Raw genomic sequence first — 26,279 nt, forward strand, 5'->3', positions numbered from 1 at the left:
TTCTGACAGCTCGCGTCATTCCCCGAAGACGAACGCCTCGCCCTGGTCGACCAGGGACATGTACTCGTCGGGAGGCGGGACCCGGTGCCCGTCACCCAGATAAGGCGTTACGAGCATGAGGTCTGACTCATCTCCCTGAGCCCTCCACGCATCAGTGAATGGCTTGCAGTGATATTCATAGTGCATCTCATCGCCAGTGTTCTGGATGAAGAATACCCGCTTGTGGAATTCGATCTCCTGGTACCGTTTGATGAGATCCATCCGACTGGCCAGGGCAGAGTCGTCTGCTACGGAGGGCGCCCCGAAGAGCACCTCCTGCGCAGTGCGGGCGATCCTGGGGACATACTGATCTACCTGGATCTGAGGATTGAACGTCACCACAGCCGCGTCTGCCAGATACGTGGCGCACTGCAGCGCAGCATAGCCTCCGCCAGAATTGCCGACGAACAGGATGCGGTCGCACCCCAACTCGTCCGCATAGGCCTTGGTCTGCATGGCGATGAGTTCGTGGAGATTCAGTCTCTCGTCCCCTGCATACCAGGTGAGGATCTGACTCGAATCGAGGTCCAAGCAAGGATCAGAAACGAACAGCACGGGGCCGGACGATCCCTTCTCCATGGAGCGCATCCGCTCGAATCTCGGAAGCGCATTCCGGGATCGGTCGGTCGCTCCGTGGAACATGACACGGAGCGTTCTCCCGGATCCCGACCTGCTGAGCAGAAACGGCAAGGCAAGCTGCCCCTTGTCGATCGTCAGCATCTGCCGCTCGAGGCCTGGATCCATCGACCGTGAGACTTCACGAGTGGTCAAGATCGGGACGCCGTAGAATTCATGGATTAGCCGATCCGAATCATCCCATGAGATCAGCGGGGAGCGCTTCCGTCCGGCCACCAGCGGGTGTCCAGAGACCTCCTCTTTCAGGTCAGCGGCAGCAATGTCGATCATGGCGGCTCCCAGACCGAAATCTCGCAGGCCCGAGACGCCGAGCTCAGAGGCCGCGCCTCGCAGATCCTCCAACGCAGCGCGCCGTTGTTCGCGATCCGCACCGTCACGATGCAGCCGCTCTTTGACGTCCCCGATACGGGCGCGCAGGTCAAGGCGGAGTCGCGCCTCCTCCTCCGGTGTCAATCCCCCGTTCAGCGCCTCCAGGACGACTCGTTCGACCAGAATCTCGCCGTCCTCGTCATACGGGCCGATACCGGCGCCCTCCTTGGCGATCACGAGCTGCTCAGCATGCCGCGGCCGACGGACAGAGATGCTCAGAGATGCGTCAGCCAGTGGAATCCGCGTGCAGCTCACGTCTTCCTGTGCCGCGCGAGGAACGATGGCTGTGATGAGACGGGTCGACGCAGCTGAGAACGCCACGCTGAGTCGTTGCCAGCCATCGTCGAGGATCTCGACCTCAGGCTGTGGTGCCGGCACGGAAAGCCAGATCAGCTCACATGCCTCCTCGCCCTGTCGAAGCAGAGCCGCCCCCTGGGAGATCTCGACATCGACACCTGGCGGAATGATCCAGTTCTGGCGTCCGGAGTGAGCGTCGGCGCTGCGCACCTGGTCCACGGCGACCAGGAAGTCACCGCTCTTCGAATAGACCACCCGCCGAGTCATGGCAACCGGCAGGAATGCTCGATCTCGAACCTCGACGTCGAGGCATTGAGCGGTATCCCGGAAGCGCGTGATCTCGGCGTCACTGAGCGTGCGGTGCCGCGCTTCGACGCTGACGCTGGAGTGGTGATCACGCTGGCTCCACGATGAGCCATCACGGCCTGGGTTATCTCCCAGCCATGTCACACCTCGAGCCGTGAGCCACAGTGCTGAGTTGTCGTGCTCCCTCCCTTTAGATTCCAGGGGACCCGATCGCAGCCCGAAGAACGTCTCCTCGTGGAAGTCGAGCTCGGTCTCTCCCCAACCGCGCCGGGCGAACATCCAGCCGCTGCGATTCACGAACGTGAGGTCATCGGTCGGCTGACCTTCACCGCTGCCGGATGCGCAGTACCTCTCGGACGAGGAGGACGGAGTCCGGTTCGACCAGGAGCTCTGCGCCTCTTCACTTCCGACGGAGACCAGTCCTCCGGTGGGAGTCGTCGCGTGGATCCAGAGCCGACTGAGCTCCGATTCCGAACGCTCCGACAGGGCCTGGGGCGAGACGAGGTCCCCTGGATCCGAGAGAGTGCGGTAGATGCTCGAATACAGATCGACCCACCGTCGCGTCATGTCACTCACAGCGCCCACGCCGCCGCCCGGCGCTAGGCCGTGTGCAAGATATCGCTCCGCGAACTCCTGGAGCAGGATCGCGCTGTCCTCCTCAGGACGGGGGCCCTGGGAGGCGGCTGCGCACCCGCGGATCATCGTCTCCTCGATCAGATGGACCCGACCGGTCCGGAGCTTGTCTCGGAAGGGCTCCGTGTGCCCGCCCAGAAGCGCGACGATATCCGCTGGACGTTCGGATGGGTCCTTCCAGAATGTTCGCAGGCCAGCGGCCAGGACCACTGCCCGCTGTCCAGCTGGCAGAAAGGAGTCCAACCTCGCAGCCCGCGCGTCATCAGCCCATGCGCCCCACCCACGGACGTAGTCCAACCACAACTGAGCATCGCTCGATTCTGCCGCTCCGCGGCGCAGCGGATCGATGAACTTCAGCGAGTTCAGCGCCAGGCCAGTGGAACGATCAGCGGGATCTGCGTGATCCCAGATGCCCTGCGGGCCGCCATCCAAGGTCAGCTTCCCTATTCTGACGGACCCGAAGCGGAGCATCTCCCTCAAGTCCGCATCCTTCGACGACGGTCGAAGATAAAGCTCTCCTGCCAAGGCGGCATCCAATGCCGACGATCCGCCGATGAGCAGATCCACAGCGCTCTTGAGGCTCATGAGGCGGCCCGCACCTCGGCCGTGCGCCGATTCAGCATCTGACGGTGCTCGTCGATCGAGTCGATCCAGATCGCCCGGTTGAACCATGATTCATGAGACGCGTAGGCCTCCCCGGCGGGGATCAGCTCACGGTAGCCCGCCAGGGTCTCTCGGCGGAGGAACCGATCCCAGATCCGGGGTGCGTCGAGTACGGAGTTGAAGACCTCGGTATCCGTCGCCCAAGTGCGCAGGCCCTTCTTCGTGGCGATCTTCGACTCCTCCTTGTTGGCCTTGTAATACGCCAGCCCGTCCCACTGCGGGACGGCTCGACGGGCGATCTCCTTGGGCGCGCGCTTGTCGATGCGCTCGTCGATGGTCAGGTCGAAGGCCATGCGGATGTACTCCTGCGAGCCGAGAAGCACCACGCTGGTGTTGGACAGGGACTGGTTGTGCCACCGGCGCAGCTTCTCGCGGAGGTAGTACACGTCCAAGCTCTGCAGACCGGGCGATCCGGCCTGGCTGATCGCCGCATACTCGCGGTCGTAGAAGTCCTCCAGGCCGGATGTGACCTGGTCCGTGGTGATCCGGCCGGGGAACACCCGCTTGAGCTCCTTGAGTGGGTGTTCCAAGGCGGTGATGCGGTCCACGTATCCGGGGCGGCTGTAGAAGTAGCCGTGAGTGATCTCTCCGTTCGTGCCGCCGATGGACAGCGCGGCGGCTCCACGAGCGATGTGCATATTCCGCTTCATGTTCGTGGGGGCAGAGTCCCCATCCCACATCAGGTGGCAGTTCGCCAGGCGCTCGGGCAGCGACATCGTCACCTCCGACGGCTTTGGATCAACGATCCGGTGGCTGACGCCCTGAGCTTCCAAATCGACCGACCTGCCGAGGCGGGACATGAGGTCCTCGGCGATCTCGGCCTCCTTGGGTAGCGTTCCCAGTGTCATCACCTTTGCACTGCCGCCGCCAGAGAGCCATAGCCCCGCCGTCATCCGGGAGTCCTGACCGCCGCTGAGGTAGACCGTCGGCACCGACAAGCTGAGGGTGTCGAGATTGCTGGCAGCCGTACGGCTAGCGTGGACCACGGCATCGAAATCTGCGACCGGCTCGCGCTCTCCCGTCAGTTCCTCGAGGCTCTGATAGGTGCTCCGACAGGTCCGTCCCTGCGCATCGATGTCCAGGAACGTGGCGCGAGGCAGCCGACGAATCCCCTGGAACGGCGACCCCTCCTCGGTGAACCAGCCGAAGTTGGCGAACATGCCGACGGCCTGGTCGTCGATCTCCAGCGGTGAATCGAGGAAGTAGGCCAGCGCGCCGATGTGATTGGAGACCGCGATCAGATCGACAGTCTCGACGACGTAGGTCCGGGCGAAGCCCACCAGATCGGTCCACACGCGGACCTCACCGGCGGGCGAGAGCGCATAGCCCCAGTGGTTCATCAGGAAGGACGAAGGCCGCCCATCGCCATAAACGCGGTTGTGCACCACGCCTGGCAGGCTCTCCGCCGTCACCTCGACATCGGACGGGATCGGGGGCTGGCTGACCCCGTACTGGTAGCCCTCCACCTCGAACCATGTGGGGGCGGTCCAGGTCCGCGCCATCCGATCGGCGTTGTAAGCCATGGCCTGGCCCCGCTCGACTTGATGATCCCCGGCCGGGCCGAAGATCCCCGTGACGTAGTCGATGGCCGCAGCCATCCGGCGTCGGGCATCGGCCATAGCTTCGGGGCGCTTGGCCACTGCCACCAGATTCACATTCATGACGTCTCCTCAGTTCAAGCGGATCGGCGGCCCCTGTCCACAGGCGGGGCGGCCGGGTTCCGGGTCGCCCCGGTCTCAGCCGGAAGTCGGGCGGAATTCCATGCGAGTTTCGAGCGACAGCTTCTCCTGGGCAGCTACTCGCCAGCGGACCTGCCAGGACTCCTCCTTGACGCGGTCGACGCGCGAGCGCCAGCCGCCCAGCGGATCCTCGGACCCGTAGAGGATCTCCGGCGATTCCCCGAGGGTCGTGGTCAGCTCAAGCTGTCGGCCCTCCCATTGCGGGCTACGAAGCAGCAAGCGGTCATCGATCACCTCGAGCTCAAGTGAGCCGTCGAAGTGCCACCAGAGGCTGATCTCGTGCTCTTCGCCATCCTCGAACTCGACCAGATCATCTGAGATCAGGTGCTGGCCCGGCAGGAAGCCCACCGTGCGGTGGTGAACCCAGCCCGCCTGCGGCGTCCGAGCCGTGATGATGTGCTGACCCTGCGCGTCCTGATGGGCTTCGACGAGCCCGGATCCATGGGGTTCACGTCGGCGGTCATGGAGGGTCCCGTCGACGCTGATCGTCGAGTGCGGCGCGGCGGTCTCCATGAACTGGCGGACCGGATCGGCGTAGTAGAAGGCCTGGTCCCGAAGCGGCGAGTCAGGAGCCAGAAGCTCTCCGTACCGATATCGGCCACCATCGCAGAGGATCTGCTGCCCCTCTTCGAACCACACCATGGTGTTGTCATCGGAGTGCTTGTGCGCCCGAGAGTGAAAGGCCGATGTGAAGGCCAGATAGGAGTCCTTGGCGAACTGGCCAGGTGAGTGCGCCGAGCTCTCACGGACGAAGACGTACCCAGTCTCGGGCAGCACGAGAGCACTGCTCTGAGAAGCTTCGCCCTCCATCCCTCCCGAGAGGACCCACTGAGTGGTCGGGGACGATGAGGTCAGCCCCTTGCCCACCATCTTCCGCTGGGCGGAATCTCCGAACTGCACCAGGCAGCCGTCTGGCTGGATCATCCATCCCAGAGCGTCCGCTGCAGCGGACACGACGGCGGAGACCGCCGGATCCTCGATCACCCCGGCGGCCAAGGCCGCATCGAAACCGCTGAGGAGCATGCGGTGGTAGTCAGGAGAGTGCTCGCTGTGACCGCCGTCGGGCATGAACTGCCCCTCAGTCATCAGACGCAGTCGGTCCTCGCCCTGTCCCCTCAGTGCGGGCATCCCAGGGAGATCGCTCAGCTCCCGCCCGAGCACCAGCTGGCTGACCGCAGAGTAGTAGCCGTGGTTGTTGCGCGGGTTGAAAGACGCATCCGCCCAGTGACCGTCCCGCTGCCGGAAAGCTTGGATCAGCAGCGCGGCATATTCGTCGTCTGAGACCTCGTTGGATACCTCAGCCGCCCGGAGGAGCGTGATGAGGACCATGGTGCGGTAGGCAATGGCCATGTCGTACCAGGCCATGGTCGAGTCATCGTGCAGGTCTGCGAATTCTGCGCTCCATGACAGCGCACGGTCCAGGCACCAGCGCAAGAACGACTCGTCACCCGTCCGTGCCCACTCCATCAGTGGAGCGTGCATGAATTCCCAGCAGTGGAAATGCATGCGCCATGAACGATCATCCGGGCCGACGTTGCGCCAGTCGATGGGGAAATCAAGACCGGCCGGATCGAAGCCGTATGCAGCCCAACCCGTCTCGACCGTCTGATGTGCTCTTGCGGAATCAGTCGGAACGCCATCGGCACCGTGGAGCTGGAGCAGTGCCACAGCCTCACCTCGATTACCGATCGTCGAAGCCTGGCGCCGCTGAGCGGCCTTCGCTACGTCGGGCACCTGCTGCGGATAGTCAGCGAGGAGTCGGAAGCGCTGCACCCCCAGCTTCTGATAGGGCTCATCGTAACGATCAGCGATCGAGCGCCATGAACGCTCTTCACGCACCCATGCGGCACCTCGAGACGCAAGCTCCGAGCGGCGCTGCGGATCATCCAGCAGCGCCGAGAGGACCTGAGCCAAAGAATCGGGGTCATCGGCACGGAAGAGTTCAGCGCCACCTGACTGGTCGGCGATCTCCCGCAGCGCATCCACATCGGAGACCACCACGGTGCGACCCGTCGAGAACGCTTCGAAGGGCTTGAGCGGCGTCACGAGACGGCACACTGCTCGGTCCTTACGAGGCACCACGAAGATGTCGATCAGGCTGTAGTAGGCCAGAACCTGCTCGTGCGGAACACGACCAGTGAACAGGCAGCGATCTGCGATCCCGAGATTCTTGGCCTGCGCGACCAGAGAAGCACGGACAGGACCGTCGCCCACGATCAGCAGCCTGGTGTCTCTGCCCGCCTGGATGAGGCGTGCGAAGGCAGTGACGAGAGTATCGATGCCCTCGTACTCGACGACCGAGGTGATGTACCCGATGACCGGCACATCGGCAGGGAAGCCGAGCTGATCCTTCAGCGCCGCATCTGTCTCGACGACCGGGAAATCAGAGGGCAGCACGCCATTCGGCGTCACGGAGATGCGGGAAGGATCCTCGCCGCGTTCCACGATGTGATCGCGCATGACCTCCGCGAGCGTGGTCACGTGGTCGCTGTCGGTGCGCGCCTGGTTCTCACGGTCATGCCGCAGCGTGTAGGCATCGGGGAAGCCATAGCGCTCGTTGTCTGCGTCAAGGGGACGACCGACAGCCGTCTCCACGCGCGAGAGCCAGGATTCCTCCCAGAATCCGCGGCTCTCATAGATCAGCGGCAATCCGAAGGCATCAGCGACCGGGCGGGCGATCAGCTGATTGATGTAGTCGGAGTGGCAGTGCAAGATGCTCGGACGCTCGTCGATCACGAGCTGGCGCAGTGCATCCGTATTGTTCTGGAGCCACTCGTCCCAGGTGATCGTTCCGCGCGCGGGGCCTTCCGGCAGGTGATAGGTCACTCCGTCGCGGATGACGGGCGACTCATCGAGGGAATCGACGCTCGCTCCCGCCTGACGCATGACGTGGACGTCGTACCCCTTCTCCACCTGAGCCTGCGCGAGGTAGTGGGTTCGCAGCGTGTAGCCGGTCTGCGTCTCCGGCAGCGCCTTCCCCACGACATGCAGGATCCTTCCGGTGACGGGCGAGAAGCCCTCTTCAGGCTCTGTGCAGACCGGACTCAGCTCGCCGCGCAGCATCGACAGCTCGGAGCCTCGGATCTGTGCGGTCAGCTGGTCCTTCTCGCGCTCGGTCACAGCGGCGATGCCGCGGATGACCTCAAGTGCATGGCTGTAATAGCCGCGCTGATAGAGCTCGCGGAAAAGCTTGCGCCGCTGCCCCAGGTTCATGACCAGCCCGGGTGTTCCGGCTGACCACAGCTCATAGATGAACAGCGGGTCTTCGATGTAGGACGTCACGTCTCCGAGCGGCAACCCGCCGAGAACGGTGTCCAGAGGCATGCCTGCCGGCAGGTGCGGGAGAATCCTGGCGATTCGCTGATGCTCCTGCTGGACGCTTTCATTCAAGGTGTGCGTAGCATCGGACAGCTTCGTCTCCAGGGCCGCGATGCGCTTCTCTATGGACGCCTCGGACACAGTTGCCATAGGAGAGGGCGTCGCCGACTCCTCGACCTTCGCCAGAGCACGCGACAGCCGATCATCCAGGTCTGCGAAACGCTGTCGGATCCAGCGATCCTCACGCATCATGATGGCCGCCGCGTTCAGGTTCGCACCGCCCATGAGCGCAGAGCGGCTCTCATCCTCCGTGATCGAGATGCCGTCATCCCCGATGGTGATGCTCCAGATCCTGCCGAAGCGGAGGGCCCTGATCCACGTGGACGTGGGTGTCGCCCGGCTGGACACCACGCTCCACGTGTCCTCGGTCGAGTCCGCGAACACGCTGGTGAACGAGCCCGTACGAGCTGTCTTGGACACCTCAACCACCGCACCGGGCTCCTTCTTGCCCCAGGCACGAGAGACCCAGCCGACGGGCGACTTCTCCCCCGCATACGTGACGACCGGACGCTCGCCATGACCCAGCCACTGCAGACCGAGGCTACGACCGCTGTGCCCCTGGACTTCGACGGCGCTGTCCCTGAGCCGTCCTCGGACTCTCGGGTTCAGGTGCCACAGCTGTTTAGCCGTCACCTGCTCGTCAGCGGTGAACCGATCGATCACGATGCCCAGATCCAGGCCGGGCAGATAGACCAGACGACGGGTCAGGACGACCCCCTCGTAGTTCGAGTCCACCACGGAGTAGTCGTGCGCGTGATCGGAGACAGTGGACCGCTCGAGACGGACATGCCCGGCAGGGTTGTACTCGCGGCCATCGATGACCACGAGATTGTGGGCTGCTCGTGATCGGAGGTACTTGCGGAAGCGGTCCTTGGGCTCGTAGTTGTACGACCCCGGATCCGTGAGCCAGTCCTCGCCCCCGGAGTAGTACGTGATGCTGCCTCGGTCATCGTGCTGGTGCGACCTGATGCGAGGGCCGTACCGGAGGCTGTACGTCGTCTCTTCCTTGTAGCTGCGTCCCTCGCCGCCCCAGCCCGATCTGCCGAAGATGAAACCGTTCGGGGCGGTGATCGCGGTCGCTGAAGGTGGCGTGCCCTCCGCACCGAGACTGGCCACGTAGTCCACTTCCGGCCATCCGGAGCGCTCGACAGGCTTCAGATGTGTATCCCCGATGGTCATCATGAAGCCGTCCGGCCGAGTCGCATGCGCCAGGAAGACCGCAGCACGTTCGAGCGTGAGGCGGGCGCTTCGAGGCACCTCGATGCCCTCGAGCTCGATCCGGTCCCAGGAGGCCTTCCACCAGGCGAGGTTGAGTCGGTGGTATTCCACAGACCCTTCGTTATTGGCACCGTTCACGTCGAATGACGCGTCGAACAGCGACAACATGCGGCGGATCGACAGATCCTGCCAATCCTGCCGACGCAGGAAACTCGCCAGCACGAACAGGCCGATGTTCTGGTGAAGGGCGTGATTGCCCTCAGAGAGATTCTTCTCGTCGGCCAGCCATTCACCGTGCACTTCGAGCGCAGCTACGAGGGCCTGCTGCTCCTCCTGGCTCTCTGCGAGCGGCCAGCCGAACACGATCTCCTGAGCGCGCATTCCATCTGCCATGTCGATCCAGGCAAATTTGGAGGAAGGGGACTCCGGAGGATTGCTGCTGATCCAAGACAGCACCGTGGACATCCAGAAGTCCCGTGCTTCCCGGTCTCCTTCCATGGCCAGGTGCCTGGCGGGCGAGATCCACCGCAGTGCATGGTGCTGGAACTTCCAATTTCGCGACTTGAAAGGGTCCGCGACCCAGTTCGTCAGGTCCTCAGATGCCCATTCGGGGTGGGGAGGCACCCGCATCTTGCCGTCGAGCAGCTTGCGGGCGCGCTCCACGTAGTCCGGCTTCCGGACGAACCCTGCCCCGAGGCACTGCCTGGTGCTCACGGCGCTGTCGACGTTCAGTCCGGCATCTTGAGTCGCGCCCGATTCGGGGGATTCGTCGTCGGAGATGCGGTCGTGAGTCATAGAGGCCCTTTTCTGATTCAGGGGTTTCGGGGAAGGAGTCGGTTGTGCGGAGGATCAGACCGTTGAGCCGCGCAGGGCGCCCAGCTGCTCGTAGATCTCGGACACGCGTCCGGCCATGTCCGACCACTGCCGGTTCTCACGGACCCACTGGAGGCCATCGGCGGCAAGCCGCTCACGCAGCTCCGGTCGCTCGATCAGCTCGGTGAGTTTGGCCGTGAGGTCGTCCACGTCGCCCTTGCGATGCAGCAGACCTGTCACATCGGGCTGCACGATCTCGGCCAGAGCGGCCACGTCCGAGGCCACGATGGCCTTGCCCATGGCCAGCGCCTCGAACGGCTTCAGCGGAGACACCATCTCGCACACGGGAAGCGGCAGACGGGGGAACGGAGCGATATCCACGAGCGAGTAGTAGCGCTCCACGTCCTCGTGAGGGACTCGACCGAGGAAGCGGACGACTTCTCTCAATTCGCGAGTCTCTACCTCAGCCTGGAACCGCTCCAGCTCGGCCCCGTCTCCGACGATCATGACCACGAAGTCATTGCGGACGGCACGCATCCTGTCCGCGGCTTCGATCAGCAGGCCCAGACCTTCGTAGTCCAGGACAGAGCCGATGTAGCCGATCACGGTCTTGTCCTGGAATCCGAGCTCGGCCTCCAGCGCCGCATCGCGCGGCTGCGGCTGGAACCGGTCGGCATCCACGGCGTTCGGCACCACGGTGATCTTGTCGCCGTCCACACCGCGGTTGACGAGCTCGTCTTTCAGCGCCTGGGTGATCGCCAGGACGTGCGTGGCGTTCGCGGCGGCATCCGCCTCCATGCGGGCCATGAAGCGGTACATGCCGCCCTTGGCCCATTCGAAGTCTCTGGAGCCCCGCGTGACCTCCCAGAGGCCGCGGACCTCGTAGATCGAGGGAATGCCGAGACGATTCGCCGTGGCGACCGTGGCCAAGCCGTTCCAGTGGTTGGAGGCGCCGTGCAGGACCGCGGGGCGCTGCTCCGTTGCCGCCTTCTCCAAGGCGCTCACGTACCGCTTCACGTACTCCGTGATCGGGCTCTTCTTCTCGATGCCCGGAGTGGTGCTGAGGCGGTGGTACGGGACGCCGTCCACCACGTTCATGGGCGCGATCTCGCCGAGCTCCGCCATCTTGGGCATGTCGTAGGGATAGCCGAGTCGAGTGACGCCCTGAACATCCCAGCCGAGACCGCGCAGCCCGGACAGCAGGCCATGCGTGCGAGTGCTATAGCCAGCGGAGTGGTACGGCAGAGAATTGTGCAACAGATAGAAGACGCGGTCGGACGCCGGCGCATAGGCAGGCTCGGACCTCCGGTGCGGGAAGGGGAAGCCCTTCTTGGCCAGCTGATAGTTCGTGGGCACCGTCGAACGGTTCAGCTTCGCGCTCTGGCGCTTGCCCCACCCGTCGTTCGGCTCGAGTCGGGTGAACTCCGCAAGGAGACGGCGGGCGCCCTCCATCCTGTTCGCTCGCAGGTCGCGGCGGATGGCGAGTCGCAGGCTCCATCGCGGAACTGCACGGTCCGGCAGCGCTCGGATGAGCTCGATCGCGCGCGTACGACGGCCCCGCTGCAGGCAGAAGAGCAGCTGGGCCAGGATGAACTCGTCCTCGGCGAGCCAGGCCGGCTTCTCGGGTGCGTTCTCGCTCCCCTCCTGGCCGTGCAGTGCCACGACCGCACGCGTGACGCGATCGGGGCTCTGTGCCAGCAGTTCGAGTCCCGCGGTGCGTCGAGCCGGCACCAGCAGGTCCAGCGACCGGCGATGGTGCTCGGGGCGGCCCGGAAGCGCCTCGACCAGGGCATCCAGTGCTTCTGTCGCAGAGGTGGACCTGTCCGAATCGCCGGCCGAGGCGTCCAGGAGCATCTCGAGAGCGTCCAGGTTGGTCGGGTCGACAGCCACGCTGTTCTTCAGCGCTTCGAAGGACGCATCGTAGCTGCGCGACTCCAGGAGGCGCATGCCGTAGAGGTGCCACGCTGTGCTGTCGCGGGGGTCCTCGAGTGCGAGTTTTCGGAGCTGATCGGCCGCCTGATAACGGTCCCCTCGTGCCCGTGCCTCCTCGGAGGCCTGGCGGTGGGCCTGTCGGGTCGCCTCGCGTTCAGCCTCAGTCCGAGCAGCGGTCTGGGACGCGTTCGCAGACCCGGCCACGGGTTCGAGCATCCGGTCGGCTGATCCGGCGCCGCTGCGCCGCACCTCGTACCCACCGGGAGCGACCAACGATGCGGCTTCCCCTCGGAGATGCCACAGGCGGCGACGGAGTTCTTCGACAGTGATGGGGGGCATTCGAGCTTCCTCTGCGGGGCGGACTGAGGCCGACGTCGGGGTGAGAGAGGCGGCCGGTCAGACCGGCCGCCTCAGGGGGGGATCAGCGCCAGAGGCCCTTGGTGTCCACCACGGTCTTGCCGGCCAGCGCGGTGGCCGGGACGGTCTTGAACTCGTCGTGGTCCACGAGCACCAGGACCACGTCGGCGCGCTCGATGGCCTCCTGGTACTCGGTCAGTTCCACGTTGGACAGGCCGGCCAGCGCCTTCGGCAGCTCGGAGACGTTGGGCTCCACGGCCAGGACCGTGGCATCGGAGAGAGCCTCGGCGAGGTCCTTGGTGATGTTCAGCGCCGGGGACTCGCGCAGGTCGTCGATATTCGCCTTGAAGGCCAGGCCCAGGGCGGCCACGACCGGCTCGGACTTGTGGGCCACGGCGTCGCGGACCTTGCCGATGACCCAGTCGGGCTTGCCGTCGTTGACCTCGCGGGCGGTGCGGATCAGGTTCGAGTTCTCGCGGTCCGAGGAGACGATGAACCACGGATCCACGGCGATGCAGTGCCCGCCCACGCCGGGACCGGGCTGCAGGATGTTCACGCGCGGGTGGTGGTTGGCCAGCTCGATGAGCTCCCACACGTCGATCCCCAGCTTGTCCGAGATCAGGGACAGCTCGTTGGCGAAGGCGATGTTGACGTCCCGGAAGGAGTTCTCGGTCAGCTTGGCCATCTCGGCGGTGACGTCGTCGGTCTCCAGCAGCTCGCCCTGGCAGAAGGTCGCGTACACGGCCTTGCCGCGCTTGGCGGCCTCCGGGGTCATGCCGCCGATGATGCGGTCGTTGGTGACGAGCTCCTCCATGGCCTTTCCGGGCAGGATGCGCTCGGGGCAGTAGGCCAGGTGGATGAGCTTCTTCTGGCCCTGCTCGGCCTCCTGCGGATCCACGGTGAGATCGGGGCGGGCCTCGGTGAGCACGCGGCCCAGCAGCTGCGTGGTCTGGGGCGGGGAGGTCGACTCCAGGATCACGAGCTCGTCGCCCTCGAGCAGCGGCGCGATATTGCGCGCGGCGGCCTCGATGTAGGAGGTGTCGCCCACGTGATCGTCCTTGAAGGGAGTCGGCACGGCGATCACGAAGGCGTCGCCGTGCTGCATCTCGGTGGAGGCGGTGAACTGACCCGAGTCCACGGCGCGCTTCAGCTCCTCCTCCAGTCCGGGCTCCACGATCGTGACCTCGCCGCGGGAGACGCGCTCCACGACCGACTCGTTCACGTCCACGCCCTTGACCCGCACGCCGCTGTTGGCCAGCGTCACGGCGGTGGGCAGGCCGATGTAGCCCAGCCCCACGAAGACGACGGTCTGGTTGCTCTCGCTCATGGGTGCTCGTGTCCTTGATCTCCGCGTCCGCGCTGAGGAGGCGGATCGGCGGGGTAGTTGCAGTTACAGGCAGATTCGCCATGCTGTGGGCCGTTCGGTGGAACCCCAGGCGGGGGTCATCATACGCACAGGTGCGCGGTGGCCGACCCGAAGAACATGACCTCACCAGTGGAGATGACGTGCTGGTCCGTCACATTCCAGGTATGTCCGTGTCCGCCCCGGAACTGCCGGAAGTTGAAACGATCCGTGGCATAGACGCGGCCGCCGGCATCCACCACGTCCTGCAGGAAGCCGGTGTCCTCCCCCGTGGTCCGGTCACGGAAGGGATGGGCCTCGAAGACCTCGCGCGCGGCCATCAGCGTGGGTCCGAGCACGAAGTCCGTCCAGCGGTGCTCCCGCTCGCCGAAGCGCAGCAGCGTGGCGTCGTAGGACTGGACGTAGAGGTAGCTGGCCTGCTTGCCCACCACGTCTGCCTGCGTCACGCGCAGGATGGCCAGCTGATCCGCCAGGTAGTCGGGGCCGTACCAGTCGTCGTCGTCCATCTTGGCGATCACGGCGCCGGAGGAGGCCTGCACGCCGGCGTTGAGGCAGGAGCCCAGCGACCAGTCCCGGGGCGCCGGCACGATCACCAGGTCCTCGATCCCCCGCTGCGCCGCCAGCTCGGCGGCCCGAGCGGCATCGGGATCGAAGCCGTGGCACACGAGCACGACCTGCGGGCTCACACCGCGCTGAGCCGCCACCGAGTCCATGGCCTGGCCCAGGCGGTCCGGCCGGTTGGTGGACAGCACCACGGACACGGACGGGTTCGACGGCTGCCAGGAGCCGTCCTGCTGCGGAAGGGCCAGGTCCAGGACGGTCGCCGCGCGGTGCGTGTACGTGTGCTCGGCCCACACCCGGCGCTGAGCCCTGCGCACCGTGCGATCGCGCAGCTGCTTGGAGCGCACGAGCGCCCGGACGACGTCGGCGGCCTGCTCCCGTGTCTCGACGACGGGCAGCTCCGCCTGCGGGAAGTACTCCCCCACGGCTGCCGACGGCGTGGAGACCACCGCCGTGCCGCGCGAGAGGATCTCGAAGATCCTCCGGGCGCACATCGACGGCGAGTCCACGACCGAGTTGACGTTGAGGAAGACCTTGTAGGCCTGATACGCCGTGAGCATCCGGGCGTAGTCCAGCGAGCCCACCACGCGCTGATCCAGCGGGGCCGGGAACTGATAGCGCTCGTCGTCGCCCAGGTACCGGGAGAAGATCTCCAGGCCCTTGCGCATCTTGGGCGAGACGTCCAGGGCACCGCCGAGCAGCAGGTCCATCTGATCGCGGCGCTCGGGGAACTTGTGCGCGAAGTACATCCCGCCGAAGGCCACGTCCCGTGCGTCGACGCCGCGGGCCCCGCGCACCGGGGAATGCACGGCCGGCTGCGCGGCGAAGGCCAGCACGCCCACGCGATCGTGGCCCAGATCCCGCCGGTAGTGCTCCACGCGGTTCGAGTCCGAGGTCAGGACGATGTCGAACAGCCCCGCGCACTCCAGGAAGTCGTCGTAGTGCGGCGGGTCCTCCTTGTTCCAGAACACGGTGGGGATCCCGGCGGCGCGGAACGCGGCCACCAGCTCCCGGAACGGCTCCTTGACCCCGGAGGTGCCGGTGAGCTGGTACTGCCACTGGTCCTGATTGCCGTGCCAGGCGGACTCCACGAACAGCAGCTGCGGCCGGTGCTGCTCGAGCTGCTCCCGCCACCCGGTCCGGGACAGCTCCACCTGGTCCCACTCGTAGCCGAAGGCCCGGGAGGAGAAGTCGTCCAGGATCGTGGCCACGGTGACGTCGCCGAACGGACGGGTCCACTGCTGCGGCCATTCGGTCGGCGCGAACGAGACGCTGCGCCCGTCACCGCTGACGGCCGCGGAGGTGCCGCCGGGCAGCCCGCGGCGGCGCAGGTGCTTGCGGGCTTGATCCACACCGCCCTGGCGCAGGTGCCACAGCAGGGTGCGCAGCTCGCCGGTCGAGGCGATCGCGGGCTTGCGGGGCTTCCAGGAAGGCACGGTGGGGGTCCTCTCGGTCGCGCGGTGCGGGGGCACCTGCGGGGGATCGGGCGGTCGGTGCTCGTGCGAGCAGGGTCTCAGGAGGTGTTCACGAGCTCCAGCGGGACGCGCTCGGCCAGCGCCTGGTCGCGGTAGTCCTGGGCGCTGAGCAGGTTGCCGTCGGCCAGCAGCTGCATGTAGTGCTCGTAGCGCTCCACGACGGGCTCGACGGGTCCGTCGGCCACGACCTCGCCCGCGTCGATCCATACGAGCCGGGTGCACATGGAGCGGATCTCGGCCATGGAGTGGGAGACGAACAGGACGCATCCGGCGTTGTCGCGGATCTCGTCCATGCGCGCCTTGCCGCGGGCCTGGAACTGGGCGTCGCCGGTGCCCAGGGCCTCGTCCAGGATGAGCACCTCCGGGTTGGTGGCCGTGGCCACCGCGAAGCGCAGCCGCGCGGCCATGCCGGAGGAGTAGGCCTTCATGGGCCAGTGCAGGGCCTTGCCCAGGGCGGCGATGTCCACGAGCTCGTCCATGACCTCGTCCACCTGCTGCGGGGTCATCCCCTGGGCCAGGCAGCCCAGACGGATGTTGCGCTCCCCCGACAGCGCCGGCACCAGGGAGACGCTCACGCCCAGCTTGGACGGGCGATCGATCGCCCAGACGCGCCCGGAGGTGGGGTTCATCTGCCCGGCCACGATGTTCATCAGCGTGGACTTGCCGGAGCCGTTGCGGCCCACGAAGCCCACGAACTCCCCCTGCTCGATCAGCAGGTTCACCCGGGTCAGCGCCTGGTTGTCCACCTGGGGCGGGCGGCCCAGCGCGCGGCGCAGAGCCCGCGAGACCGGGGACAGCTTCTGCTCGTCCGCCCCTCCCGTGCTCGTGACGCGATAGACCATGGTGACGTCGTCGATCACCACGGCGGGGTCGCGCACGGGCTTGAGGCTCGTGCCGGTCAGCCCCGAGCCGTCCTGAGCCACCCACTCCTGGACGATCTGCCGGCGACGGGCCTCGCGCCACTGGGGATCGATCGAGGGGTCCTCGAACAGGGAGTCATCGCTTCTCGTCGGCATAGCTCTCCTCGTTCCACCAGAACACCAGCAGCCCGATCACCAGGGCGCCCACCGCCCACGCCGTGAGGATCAGCCACGACGACAGCGACGGCGCCTCGGCGTAGAGGATCGCCCCGCGCGCCATCTGCAGCACCTGGTACAGCGGGTTGAGGTGGAACAGGGTCAGGATGGTCGGATTGTCCGTGAACCGGGACGGGTCGTAGAAGATGCCCGAGGCGTAGAGCCACAGCCGCGTGCCCAGCTGGATCAGGTTCGCGACGTCGGGGATCCGGTGCACGAGCGGCGCCAGCAGCATCCCGGCGCCCCAGTTGAAGATCGTCTGCAGCACGAAGATCGGCAGGATCAGCAGCCACAGGGGCGTGATCGGCTCGGCCGGCGGGGCGATCAGCACGAAGAGGAACATGGCCGCCAGCACGTAGAGCTGGCTCCATGCCTCGCGCACCACGATCCCCAGCGGCAGCGCCGCTCGCGGGAAGGAGAAGCCCCGGATCAGGTTCTTGCCCTGCACGATGCTGCGGGCGCCCGTGGCCACGGAGCGGGACGTGTAGAGGAACATCATCAGGCCGATGATCAGGAAGCCGACGAAGTTCTCCACACCGCGATCAGTGCGCAGCAGCAGCCCGAAGACCAGGAAGAAGGTCAGGCCCAGCAGCATGGGATTGAGGATCAGCCAGATCTTGCCCAGGATCGTGTGCTCCTGGCTCACCGACAGCCGCACCCGGGCGTCGTAGAGCACGAAATGCCGCGCGCCCCACAGGCGACGGATGTACTCCCCCAGCGGCGGGCGGGCGCCGACGGCCATCAGCTCCGAGGAGTCGTAGTGCATCCGTTGACGGTCGAGTGCCGCCGCCCGAGAGGCCGCCGACGCGCCGGAGGGCGACGGTGCGGAGGCACCGGAGCGGGGATCCGTGCTCTCGCTCATCGCGCCTCCGTCGTCCGTGCCGTCTGCATCGTCTCGTCCTGTCCTGCCTGCCCGGTGGGGCCGCGGGCCGTCAGCTCGTCGTAGCGCTCGAGCGTCCGGGCGGCGACCGCCTCCCAGGTCCGCTCGCGCAGCACCGCCGCGCGACCGGCTCGCCCGAGTCTAGGCCCCGTCCCCGCTTCGCCCCACAGGCGCCGCACCGCGTCGGCCACAGAAGCCGGGTCCTCGGGCGGCACGAGCAGCCCGGTGACGCCGTCCTCCACGAGCTCCTCGAGCGCCGGAAGCCGCGAGGCGATCACCGGCACACCCCGTGCTGAGGCCTCGGCGAGCTTGAGCGGGGTGACCGAGCGCGTGACCTCCCGGTCCAGGCGGGGCACGACGAACACGTCCAGGGCGCGCTGCCAGCTGCGCGCGCCGTCGCGGTCCACGCGGCCCGGGAAGACCACGCGGTCGGCCACCCCCAGGTCGCGGGCCAGCGCTTCGAGCGCCGGACGGGCGGCGCCGTCTCCGACGATCACCGCCGTGATCGGCTCGGGCAGCAGGACCATGGCCCGCACCAGGTCGTCCAGGCCCTCGTAGTCGACGATCGAGGACACGGTGCCCATCAGGAACTGCCCGGGCCGGATCCCCAGGGACGCGGCATCCACGTCCGCGCGGGCCTGCTCGACCGGCTCGAGCTCGGCGGCGTGCTGCGGTCCGACCGCGTTGGGGCTCAGCCGGACCGAGGCTGCGTCCACGCGCCCGCCGGTGACCTCCTCGACGCGGCGCGCCATCGCCGCACCGAGCGTGGCCACGTCGTCCGCCGCCTCCATGACCTCGGCCTCGCGCGCCTGGAAGCACGTGTAGCGCTCGGAGACCCCGGCGACCGGCGGGCGGCGCGAGGCCCAGGTGTCCGCGAGCTGCCCGCGGACCTCGTAGACCCACGGGATGCCCAGCACTGCGGCGACCTCGCGGACCACCAGGGCGTTCACGAAGTGCGTGGTCGTGTGCAGCACTGCGGGGCGGACCCACAGGCACAGCTCGAGCAGCGCCTCGGCCTGCAGCTGGAGACGGCCGGAGGCCGTGCGGGGAAGGCGGGCCGGGGAGATGCGGTGATAGCTCACGCCGTCGATCACCTCCAGGTCCTTCGCGCTCAGCCGCCCCACCTGCGCCGGATAGCCCGGACGGGTCTGGGCATGGACCTGCCAGCCCGCGGCCGCCTGGGCGCTGAGCAGCGCGTGCGAGCGCACGGCGTAGCCGCTGGCGGTGTGCGGCAGGGAGTTGGTCAGGACGTGGACCACGGTCCGCGGCTGCGGCTGGTAGGGCTCCCGCAGCGGCGGCAGCGACGGTGAGCGCCCGTGCAGCTGGGCCCGCTCGTCGGCCAGGCGCAGCAGCTGGGCTCGCTCCCCGCGGGTGGCCTCCCCGCGCAGCCAGGCGCGCTGCAGCGGCACCAGGGCCGCGCCCAGGGCGCCGAGCTGGGTGTCGCGGCGGGCCAGCGTCCCGGCAAGGCCGCGGACCGCCGACCCGGTCGGCAGGGCGCCGCCGCTCGGCCCGCCCCGCCGAGGGATCGCTGCTGTGAGCCGGAAGGCGTCGTCGGGCCGGTCCGCGGCGATGGCGACCTCCGCCAGCCGCCGCAGGGCGGCCGGGGCGCAGCTCTCGTCCAGCAGAGCGCGGTCGAAGGCCTCGCCGAGCGCTTCCTGCTCCCCCACCAGGCTCAGGCCCAGGGCGGCGGCCGACGGCAGCGGGATGCGGCACAGCGCCCGCCCGGCCCGAGCGGTGAGGCCGGCGGGCAGTCGTCGGGAGACCTGCAGGACGAAGACCGCGGGGTCTCCGCCCAGGTGCTCCCAGGCGGTCCGCACGACCAGGCTGAGATGGCGCAGGCGCGGATCCGTGCGCGGCGCGTCCGAGCGGCCCGTCATCGGCTGCTCCGCGGACGGCCGTCCTCCAGGAGCTCGCGCAGCAGGGCGTCGTAGCGCTCGGCCAGATCGGCGTAGTCGGCGTGCTCGGCCACCCAGGCGCGCCCGTCGAGGTTGCACCGCAGCCGGGAGCGGTCCGCGATCAGGCCCTGCCACAGATCGGCGATCTCGCGGGCGGTGGAGCCCACCACGTCGCCGGCCCCGGCCTGGCGCAGCACCCACGCGGCCTCCCCGCGCACCACGGCGGTGAGATGGCGGCCCACGGCCATGACCTCGTAGGTCTTGGAGGGGATGGTGGCGTCGAAGGACTTCCAGTCGTCGCGCAGCGAGATCACCAGCGAATCCGCCTGCCGGTAGTGCTCGAAGACCTGATCGCGGAAGACCGGGTCCAGGAACCGCACCGGCGCCCCCAGGGAGGCGGCGTGGCGCACCAGCATGGCCTTCTGCGAGCCCTGCCCCACCAGGGTCAGGCGCATGCCCGGCCCCACCAGCGCGGCGGCCTCGATCAGTCGCTCCAGGCGCTGGCTCTCCCCGTGATTGCCCAGGTACAGCACCTCCAGCCGGTCGCGGACCAGCGGCGGCGGATCCAGCACCGGTGTCTGCTCCAGGCGCACGCCGTTGCGCACCGTGCGGACCTCTCGCACACCGCGCTCCCGCAGCGTCTCGGCGAAGCCCTCGGTCACGGTGACGACAAGATCCGCCCTGTCCTGGACCGACTCCACGGCCCGGTTGATGATCCGCTGGGCACGGCCCCGCAGGACCCCGGCCTCCGTAGCGAGGTTCGGCCAGGCATCGCGCATCTCCACGACGAGAGGCTTCCCCCTCAGCCGTGCGGCCAACCAGCCGCTGGCCAGCAGCGGCAGCGACGGCGCCGTCACGATCACCACGCAGTGCCCGCGCACCGTCAGGGTGCGCAGCGCGCTGCCACCGGCGGTGACCAGCTGATCCACCAGCTTGGGCAGACGGGCGTCGCGGGCTGTGAGATACGGGACCCGCACGATCGTCTCGCCCACCGGCCCCGGCCGACCGCGCCCCACCCTGCCGCGGGAGGAGCGATCAGCGTCCGGGCCGAACCCGTAGTGGGCCACCGGTGCCACGACCGTCATCTGCCAGCCCCGCTGCACCAGGTGCGGGATCAGGGACTGCCAGCGGCGCTGCGGCGGTGAGTGCTCAGGCCAGTAGGAGTGGGCGAGCAGAAGCGCGTTGGAACGCGCTGCGCTCACAGGCCGCTCCCGTCGTCCGCGGAGAGCTCCTGGTAGTGCTCATCCAGCGTGCCGTCGTCGATGGCGTCGCCGATCTCCTGCATGGCCTCCTCGTCCGGGAGCACGACCGACTGGCCGTCGTCGGAGGTTCCGATGCCGTTCGTCGGGACCGTGAACATGTGGATGTCCGAGCGCGAGACGCCGACCATCTTGGGCACCAGACCGCGGATGTAGCCGGAGTCCAGTCCATCGGAGACCGTGAGGTACGGGGAGATCGTGCTCACGATGTCGGAGATCTTTCCGGGATTGGCCAGGACCTCGGGCTCCAGGAACCGATCGAGCAGCGCCTGGATGAACGCGCGCTGGTTGGCCACGCGTGTGTAGTCGCCGTCCGCGAAGGAGTGGCGCTCACGGGCGAACGTCAGGGCGGTCTCGCCGTCCATCGTGGTGGGACCGGCCTCGTAGACGTCGCCGTTGTCGGCGGTGAACGACTCCGGGACGTCCACAGTCACTCCACCCAGGGCATCGACCAGGCCCTCGAAGCCCTCGAAGTCGACGGCCATGACCTCGTCGATCCGGGTGTCGAAGTGCCCCTCGAGCGTCTCGACCATCAGCGGCATGCCGCCGTTCTGGTAGGCCGCATTGATCTTGGCCTCGCCCATACCGGGGATGTCGACCCAGGTGTCGCGCATGACGGACATGACGTAGATCTCGCCGCCGTCCTCGGGAATGTGCATCAGCATGATCGAATCGGCGCGCGCGCCCTCGCGGCCGAGCTCGCCGCCGCCCTCGGGCCGCTTGTCCGAGCCGAGCAGCAGGATCGTGGTGCCCTCCGAGTCCTCCGGCCGGTCCGCCTCCTCCGGGAAGGCCTCCGACGACGGCACGGAGGTCACATTCTCGTCATAGGAGCGCGAGAGGCCGTTGATGTAGAGCGCAATGACGGCGATGACACCCACCACGAGCACCAGGAAGGCGATCAGGAAGCCGAGCAGGATCTTGCGCCCGCGCCGCTTGCGCCGTGGGCGATCCGAGTCATCGCGGCGCCTGCCGTCGAACAGGTCGTCCTGGATGTCATTGCTCATGCGGGGGCCTCCGGGGTGGCAGCTGGACCGGGACCCTGCCGGGACGGCATGGCTGCGAGGGCAGCGGGTCGAGGAGCGCTGTGTGGGTCGTTCGGGGGTGGGCTCGTCGTCGGCACATCATACGGCCGGGATGCGCACCACGCTGGCAGATCCGGCGGGGACCTCGAACGCGATCTCGCTGCCGGCATCGACGGTGCTCACCTGGGCCGGCGCGTCGTCCTGCGGCAGCAGCGGCAGCCCGAACCCGTCGACCGAGGGCTGCCCGTCGGCCACGGGCTCGACGGCCGAGTCGACGTCCAGGGCCGTGCCGTCGTCGTCCTGCGTGGCCGGGCGCGAGGGGTCCTCGCTCGAGGAGCCGTCGGGGCGGGCGTCGTCGAACAGCGCCGCCTCCGGGTAGTGCTGGCTCCACCGCTGACCCGTCAGGGTCGAGACCCGGGCCTCATCCCGCGACCCGGGGACCGTCAGCTCCATCGGGCGAGCCTCGCCCCGCGGATCGCGGAAGTCCATGACCACCAGGGACAGCGAGCCGTCGTCGTGCTCGATCGCGTAGGCCGTCGTGGACGATCCGCTCGCGCCGTCGACCGCGCCGCCGGAAGCCGGGCGCAGCCGGACGTCCAGGAACTCGCCGTCGGGCAGCGAGCCCACCAGGGCGAGGGCCAGGCCGTTGGTGCGCGGCACGAAGGCCTCATCCGGACTCGCCAGGGTCCCCGACGAGCACAGCAGGGACATCGGCGCCCCGCCGCGGCACGGCGCCAGGGACGAGTGGAAAGCCACCTTCTGCGCCCCCAGCTGCTGGGCGCGCAGGAGGTAGTCGGCGCTGTAGACGCCGGCGGCCAGGGTCTCCGTGAGCTCGTTCGTGCCCGCGCACGACGACGCCGACGTCTCGGTGATCCACAGCGGCATCCCGGTCGCCTCGGCGGTCTGCGCCGCCTGGCCGACCAGATCGTCCACCCGGGCCCGGGTGCCGGCGGAGACCACGTTCTCGATCGTGGGCTCCTGCTCGGCCTGGTGCGCGGCCCGGTCCGGATCGCCGCACTCGGGCAGCGGGTACTGGTGCATGGCCAGGGCGGACTCCTGGGCCGGGTCGGTCAGCTCGGACTCGGCTGCCGCCTCCCACCAGGTGCGGTCGTAGGCGCCGGGGGCCGCGATCGTGACGCCCGGCGCGGCCTCGCGCATCTGCGCCACGGCGTCGCCGGCCTCGTCCACGTACTCGTCGGTCCCCCAGTCCTCGTCGCGGATCGGCACCGGGTTCTCCGGGATGTCGGGGAAGCCGTTGGGCTCGTTGCCGATCATCATCCCCGCCAGGCGATCGCCGAAGGCCTCCTGGGAGTGCTGTGCGAGCTCGCCGGCGCGCACCGGATCGGTGTGCCCCAGGTTCGCCGAGACGATGACCTGGGCGTCGACCTCCTCGGCCAGACCGGCCACGCGCTCGAGGTCCTCGGGGGTCACGCGAGTGATCTCCTCGCCGTCCTCCAGGGGCCAGTCCTCGGGCACGGGCTCGTCGTAGGCCGTGAAGAAGAACCGACGGTCGGTCGCGTTGCCGCCGAAGCGCAGGGTCGGGCGATCCAGCGAGCCGAGCAGCCGCACGATGTCTGGGTTCTCGGCGCTGAGGCGATCATCGGCCAGATCCGTGGCCTCGAAGGAGATGCCCGCGGCATCGGCGCGGTAGGAGGTGCCCGTGGGCTCGCCCAGGCTCACGCCCATCGTGTCGTCATCGGCGTCGTCGCCCGCGGAGGCGCTGGCCAACGACGACGGCGCCGACTCCTCGCGCTGCTCGGCGATCCACTGCTGCGGATCCTCCGGCGGCGGGGCGGTCGGCCAGGGGTCGGAGGAGGCCGGCGCGGCCGGGGTCTCGGGCTCCCGGGGCTCCTCGGAGCCGTCCGAGCATCCGGAGAGCACCAGCACGGAGACGACGAGGAGGGACGGGACGCTGAAGCGGGGGGTCTTCATCGTGGACGATAGTAGCCTGCCGGGGCCGGTGGAGGCGTGTGAGGCAGCCCGCACATGCGAGAAGGACCGCACCCCGTGGTGCGGTCCTTCTGCGAGGGCAGCGCGGACGGCGCTGCGCGAGCCGGTCGCAGGACCGGCTCAGCGGCTTCAGCGAGAGGACTTGCCGAAGGACTTGAAGCGCGCGTTGAAGCGCTCGACGCGGCCGGCGGAGTCCATGATGCGCTGCTTGCCCGTGTAGAACGGGTGCGACTCGGACGAGATCTCCACCTCGATGAGGGGGTACTCGTTGCCGTCCTCCCAGGTCTCGGTCTTCTGCGACGTGGCAGTCGAGCGGGTCAGGATGACCTTGCCGGAGGCGAGGTCGCGGAAGAGCACCGGGTGGTAGTCCGGGTGGATGTCGTTCTTCATGGTCTGTGTTCCTTCGCTGGAGGGGCCGCTGGATTGTGCCAGAAGCCATGACGCTTGGGTGCGGGTGCACTGGGCACCAGCGAGCCATCGTACACCCGCCCTGCGCCACGCGCCCGGACCCGTCGCCATTGAATAAAACCTGATGAAGTTCGATGAATTGCTCGAATGTTCGCGTACCCTCTTCGGGGGACGACGACGGCTGCGTCTTCCGTCGATCCCCGCACCACTCCCCCCCCCCGCTCCCCCCGAAGAGGACCCAGCCGTGCCTTCACCCCTGCCTCCGAGGCCCCTGTCCGCAGACCCCGTGACCGCATCCCCCAAGCGCCGACGCCCCATGGTCCTCGCTCTGGCAGTCGCCTTCGCGGTGACGCCCGCCCTGTCGATGCTGCCGGCCCAGGCCGCGGAGGACCCCGCCAAGGCGGACTCCCAGGGGATCGACTCCGCGCTGCCCGGGCCACTCGACCGCTCCGGACTCGACGAGACCGGCCCGGCCCAGGACGGCGCCGCGGACGAGCAGGTGCCCCAGGAGACTCCTCGCGTGATCGTGCGCTTCGAGGACCCGGCGACCTCGGAGGCTCAGAAGGAGCAGATCGTCGCCGAGGCCGCACAGGAGGCCGACATCCTGCCCGCCGAGGACCAGGCCCCGAAGGGCGCGGCGGCCTCTGCCGAGACCGAGCCTCAGCGGGTCAAGCAGACCGCCGACTCCGCCGACGTCCTGGAGTTCCCGGAGGAGCTCGAGGTCCAGGAGCAGTCCGATCTCATCGACCAGCTCGAAGAGGACCCGCGGGTCGCCTACGCGGAGCCCGATCGCCTCGCCCGCGCCGCGGCGACGAACGACCCGCTGTACGGCTCGCAGTTCACGCTCGAGGACCGCAGCGTCCCGGACGCGTGGCGCATGGCGACCGGCCGCGGCGTCACGATCGGCGTGCTGGACACCGGCCTGATCCGCCACCCGGACCTCGACGCCAAGCGCGTGTCCGGCTACGACTTCGTCTCGCCCTACCCGGCCGACTTCCCGGTCGACGGCAACGGGCGCGACGCCGATCCCAGCGACCCCGGTGACAACAAGAGCTCGAGGTGCCAGGCGACGTGGCACGGCAGCCACGTGGCCGGCATCGCCGCCGCGTCCACGAACAACGGCATCGGCATCGCCGGCGTGGCTCGCGACGCGAGCATCCAGCCGGTGCGCGTGCTCGGCAGCTGCACCTACGGCTACGAGTCCGATATCGCGGACGGCATCCGCTACGCCGCAGGACAGACCATCGGCGGGGCCGTGAACCGCAACCCATCCGACGTCATCAACATGTCGCTGGCCCTGTACGGACAGTGCGGGCGCACCATGCAGTGGGCGATCGACTACGCAGTCGGGTCCAACGTGCCGGTCGTCGTGGCGGCCGGGAACTCCGCGGACAACGCGAACATGTACCCGCCCGCCAACTGCAGCAACGTGATCGCCGTGGGCGCAGCTGATGAGAACGGCCAAGTGGCCTCCTACTCGAACACCGGTCCCAACGTCGACGTCCTGGCTCCCGGTGGGCACGGCACCCGGTACTCGATCATCTCGACCATCGACGCCGGCACCACCGGACCCATACGAGCGAGCTACGGCTACAAGAACGGCACCTCGATGGCCACCCCGTTCGTCTCCGGCACCGTGGCCATGATGCTCGAGGCCAACCCGGACTTGACCCCGGCCCAGATCGAGCGGACGCTCAAGTCGACCTCGACCGGTCCGCTGGGCCGCCTGCAGGTCTCCCCCGCCGATGCCGTCCGCGCCGTCGCGCCCGCCAAGACCGCGACCAAGCCCACCCCCACGGGCCCCTTCCGCGATGTCTCGGCCAGCAATCAGTTCGCCACCGAGATCACCTGGGCCAAGAACAAGAAGTACCTCAACGGCTGGTCGGACGGCACCTTCCGCCCGACCCAGAACATCGACCGCAACGCGATGGCCGCCGTGGCCTACCGCATGGCCGGCTCGCCCGCCTACACTCCGCCCAAGGTCTCCCCCTATAAGGATGTGTCCCCGTC

At 68.0% G+C, this 26,279-nt stretch carries 14 protein-coding genes; 1 reads left to right on the forward strand and 13 read right to left on the reverse strand.

What is annotated here, in order from left to right; genetic code table 11:
* Positions 1 to 15: 15 nt before the first annotated feature.
* From RF645_RS12070 to RF645_RS12130, 13 genes are all read right to left on the reverse strand, one after another.
* Positions 16 to 2,865 (reverse strand): alpha/beta hydrolase family protein, encoded by a 2,850-nt coding sequence (locus RF645_RS12070; protein WP_368819152.1) that lies wholly within the window; start codon positions 2,863 to 2,865, stop codon positions 16 to 18.
* Positions 2,862 to 4,604, reverse strand: coding sequence for a hypothetical protein (locus RF645_RS12075; RefSeq protein WP_368819153.1), 1,743 nt, complete (start codon positions 4,602 to 4,604; stop codon positions 2,862 to 2,864). The genes RF645_RS12070 and RF645_RS12075 overlap by 4 nt, the downstream gene beginning before the upstream one ends.
* A 75-nt stretch (positions 4,605 to 4,679) precedes the next feature.
* Entirely contained in the window at positions 4,680 to 10,073 is a 5,394-nt protein-coding gene (locus RF645_RS12080) for a heparinase II/III family protein (protein WP_368819154.1), read from the reverse strand.
* A 54-nt stretch (positions 10,074 to 10,127) separates the two neighbouring features.
* Positions 10,128 to 12,038, reverse strand: a complete 1,911-nt coding sequence (locus RF645_RS12085; protein WP_368819155.1) for a glycosyltransferase — start codon at positions 12,036 to 12,038, stop codon at positions 10,128 to 10,130.
* A gap of 406 nt (positions 12,039 to 12,444) precedes the next feature.
* A complete protein-coding gene (wecC, locus tag RF645_RS12090) occupies positions 12,445 to 13,707 on the reverse strand; it encodes a UDP-N-acetyl-D-mannosamine dehydrogenase (RefSeq protein ID WP_368819157.1) in 1,263 nt (420 codons plus the stop codon).
* A 119-nt stretch (positions 13,708 to 13,826) separates the two neighbouring features.
* Positions 13,827 to 15,740 (reverse strand): glycosyltransferase, encoded by a 1,914-nt coding sequence (locus RF645_RS12095; RefSeq protein WP_024290365.1) that lies wholly within the window; start codon positions 15,738 to 15,740, stop codon positions 13,827 to 13,829.
* A gap of 77 nt (positions 15,741 to 15,817) precedes the next feature.
* Positions 15,818 to 16,795, reverse strand: a complete 978-nt coding sequence (locus RF645_RS12100; protein ID WP_368819158.1) for an ABC transporter ATP-binding protein — start codon at positions 16,793 to 16,795, stop codon at positions 15,818 to 15,820.
* Positions 16,776 to 17,717 carry an ABC transporter permease gene (locus RF645_RS12105; RefSeq protein WP_368819159.1) on the reverse strand — a complete coding sequence of 314 codons (942 nt, stop codon included), beginning with the start codon at positions 17,715 to 17,717 and terminating at the stop codon, positions 16,776 to 16,778. Before RF645_RS12105 ends, RF645_RS12100 begins: the two co-directional genes overlap by 20 nt.
* A complete protein-coding gene (locus RF645_RS12110; protein WP_368819160.1) occupies positions 17,714 to 19,612 on the reverse strand; it encodes a glycosyltransferase in 1,899 nt (632 codons plus the stop codon). Before RF645_RS12110 ends, RF645_RS12105 begins: the two co-directional genes overlap by 4 nt.
* Entirely contained in the window at positions 19,609 to 20,832 is a 1,224-nt protein-coding gene (locus RF645_RS12115; RefSeq protein WP_368819161.1) for a glycosyltransferase family 4 protein, read from the reverse strand. The genes RF645_RS12110 and RF645_RS12115 overlap by 4 nt, the downstream gene beginning before the upstream one ends.
* Entirely contained in the window at positions 20,829 to 21,893 is a 1,065-nt protein-coding gene (locus RF645_RS12120; RefSeq protein WP_368819162.1) for an LCP family protein, read from the reverse strand. Before RF645_RS12120 ends, RF645_RS12115 begins: the two co-directional genes overlap by 4 nt.
* Before the next feature lie 117 nt (positions 21,894 to 22,010).
* Complete coding sequence (locus tag RF645_RS12125) at positions 22,011 to 23,843, reverse strand: hypothetical protein (protein ID WP_368819163.1); 1,833 nt, start codon at positions 23,841 to 23,843, stop codon at positions 22,011 to 22,013.
* Between the two features lie 147 nt (positions 23,844 to 23,990).
* Entirely contained in the window at positions 23,991 to 24,251 is a 261-nt protein-coding gene (locus tag RF645_RS12130) for a type B 50S ribosomal protein L31 (protein WP_006215670.1), read from the reverse strand.
* A 304-nt stretch (positions 24,252 to 24,555) separates the two neighbouring features.
* Between RF645_RS12130 and RF645_RS12135 the strand changes: the two genes are divergently transcribed.
* On the forward strand, positions 24,556 to 26,279 hold a 1,724-nt coding region (locus RF645_RS12135), incomplete at its 3' end, for a S8 family serine peptidase (RefSeq protein WP_368819164.1).

The sequence above is a fragment of the Kocuria sp. CPCC 205260 genome (assembly GCF_040981045.1).
Lineage (GTDB): Bacteria > Actinomycetota > Actinomycetes > Actinomycetales > Micrococcaceae > Kocuria > Kocuria palustris.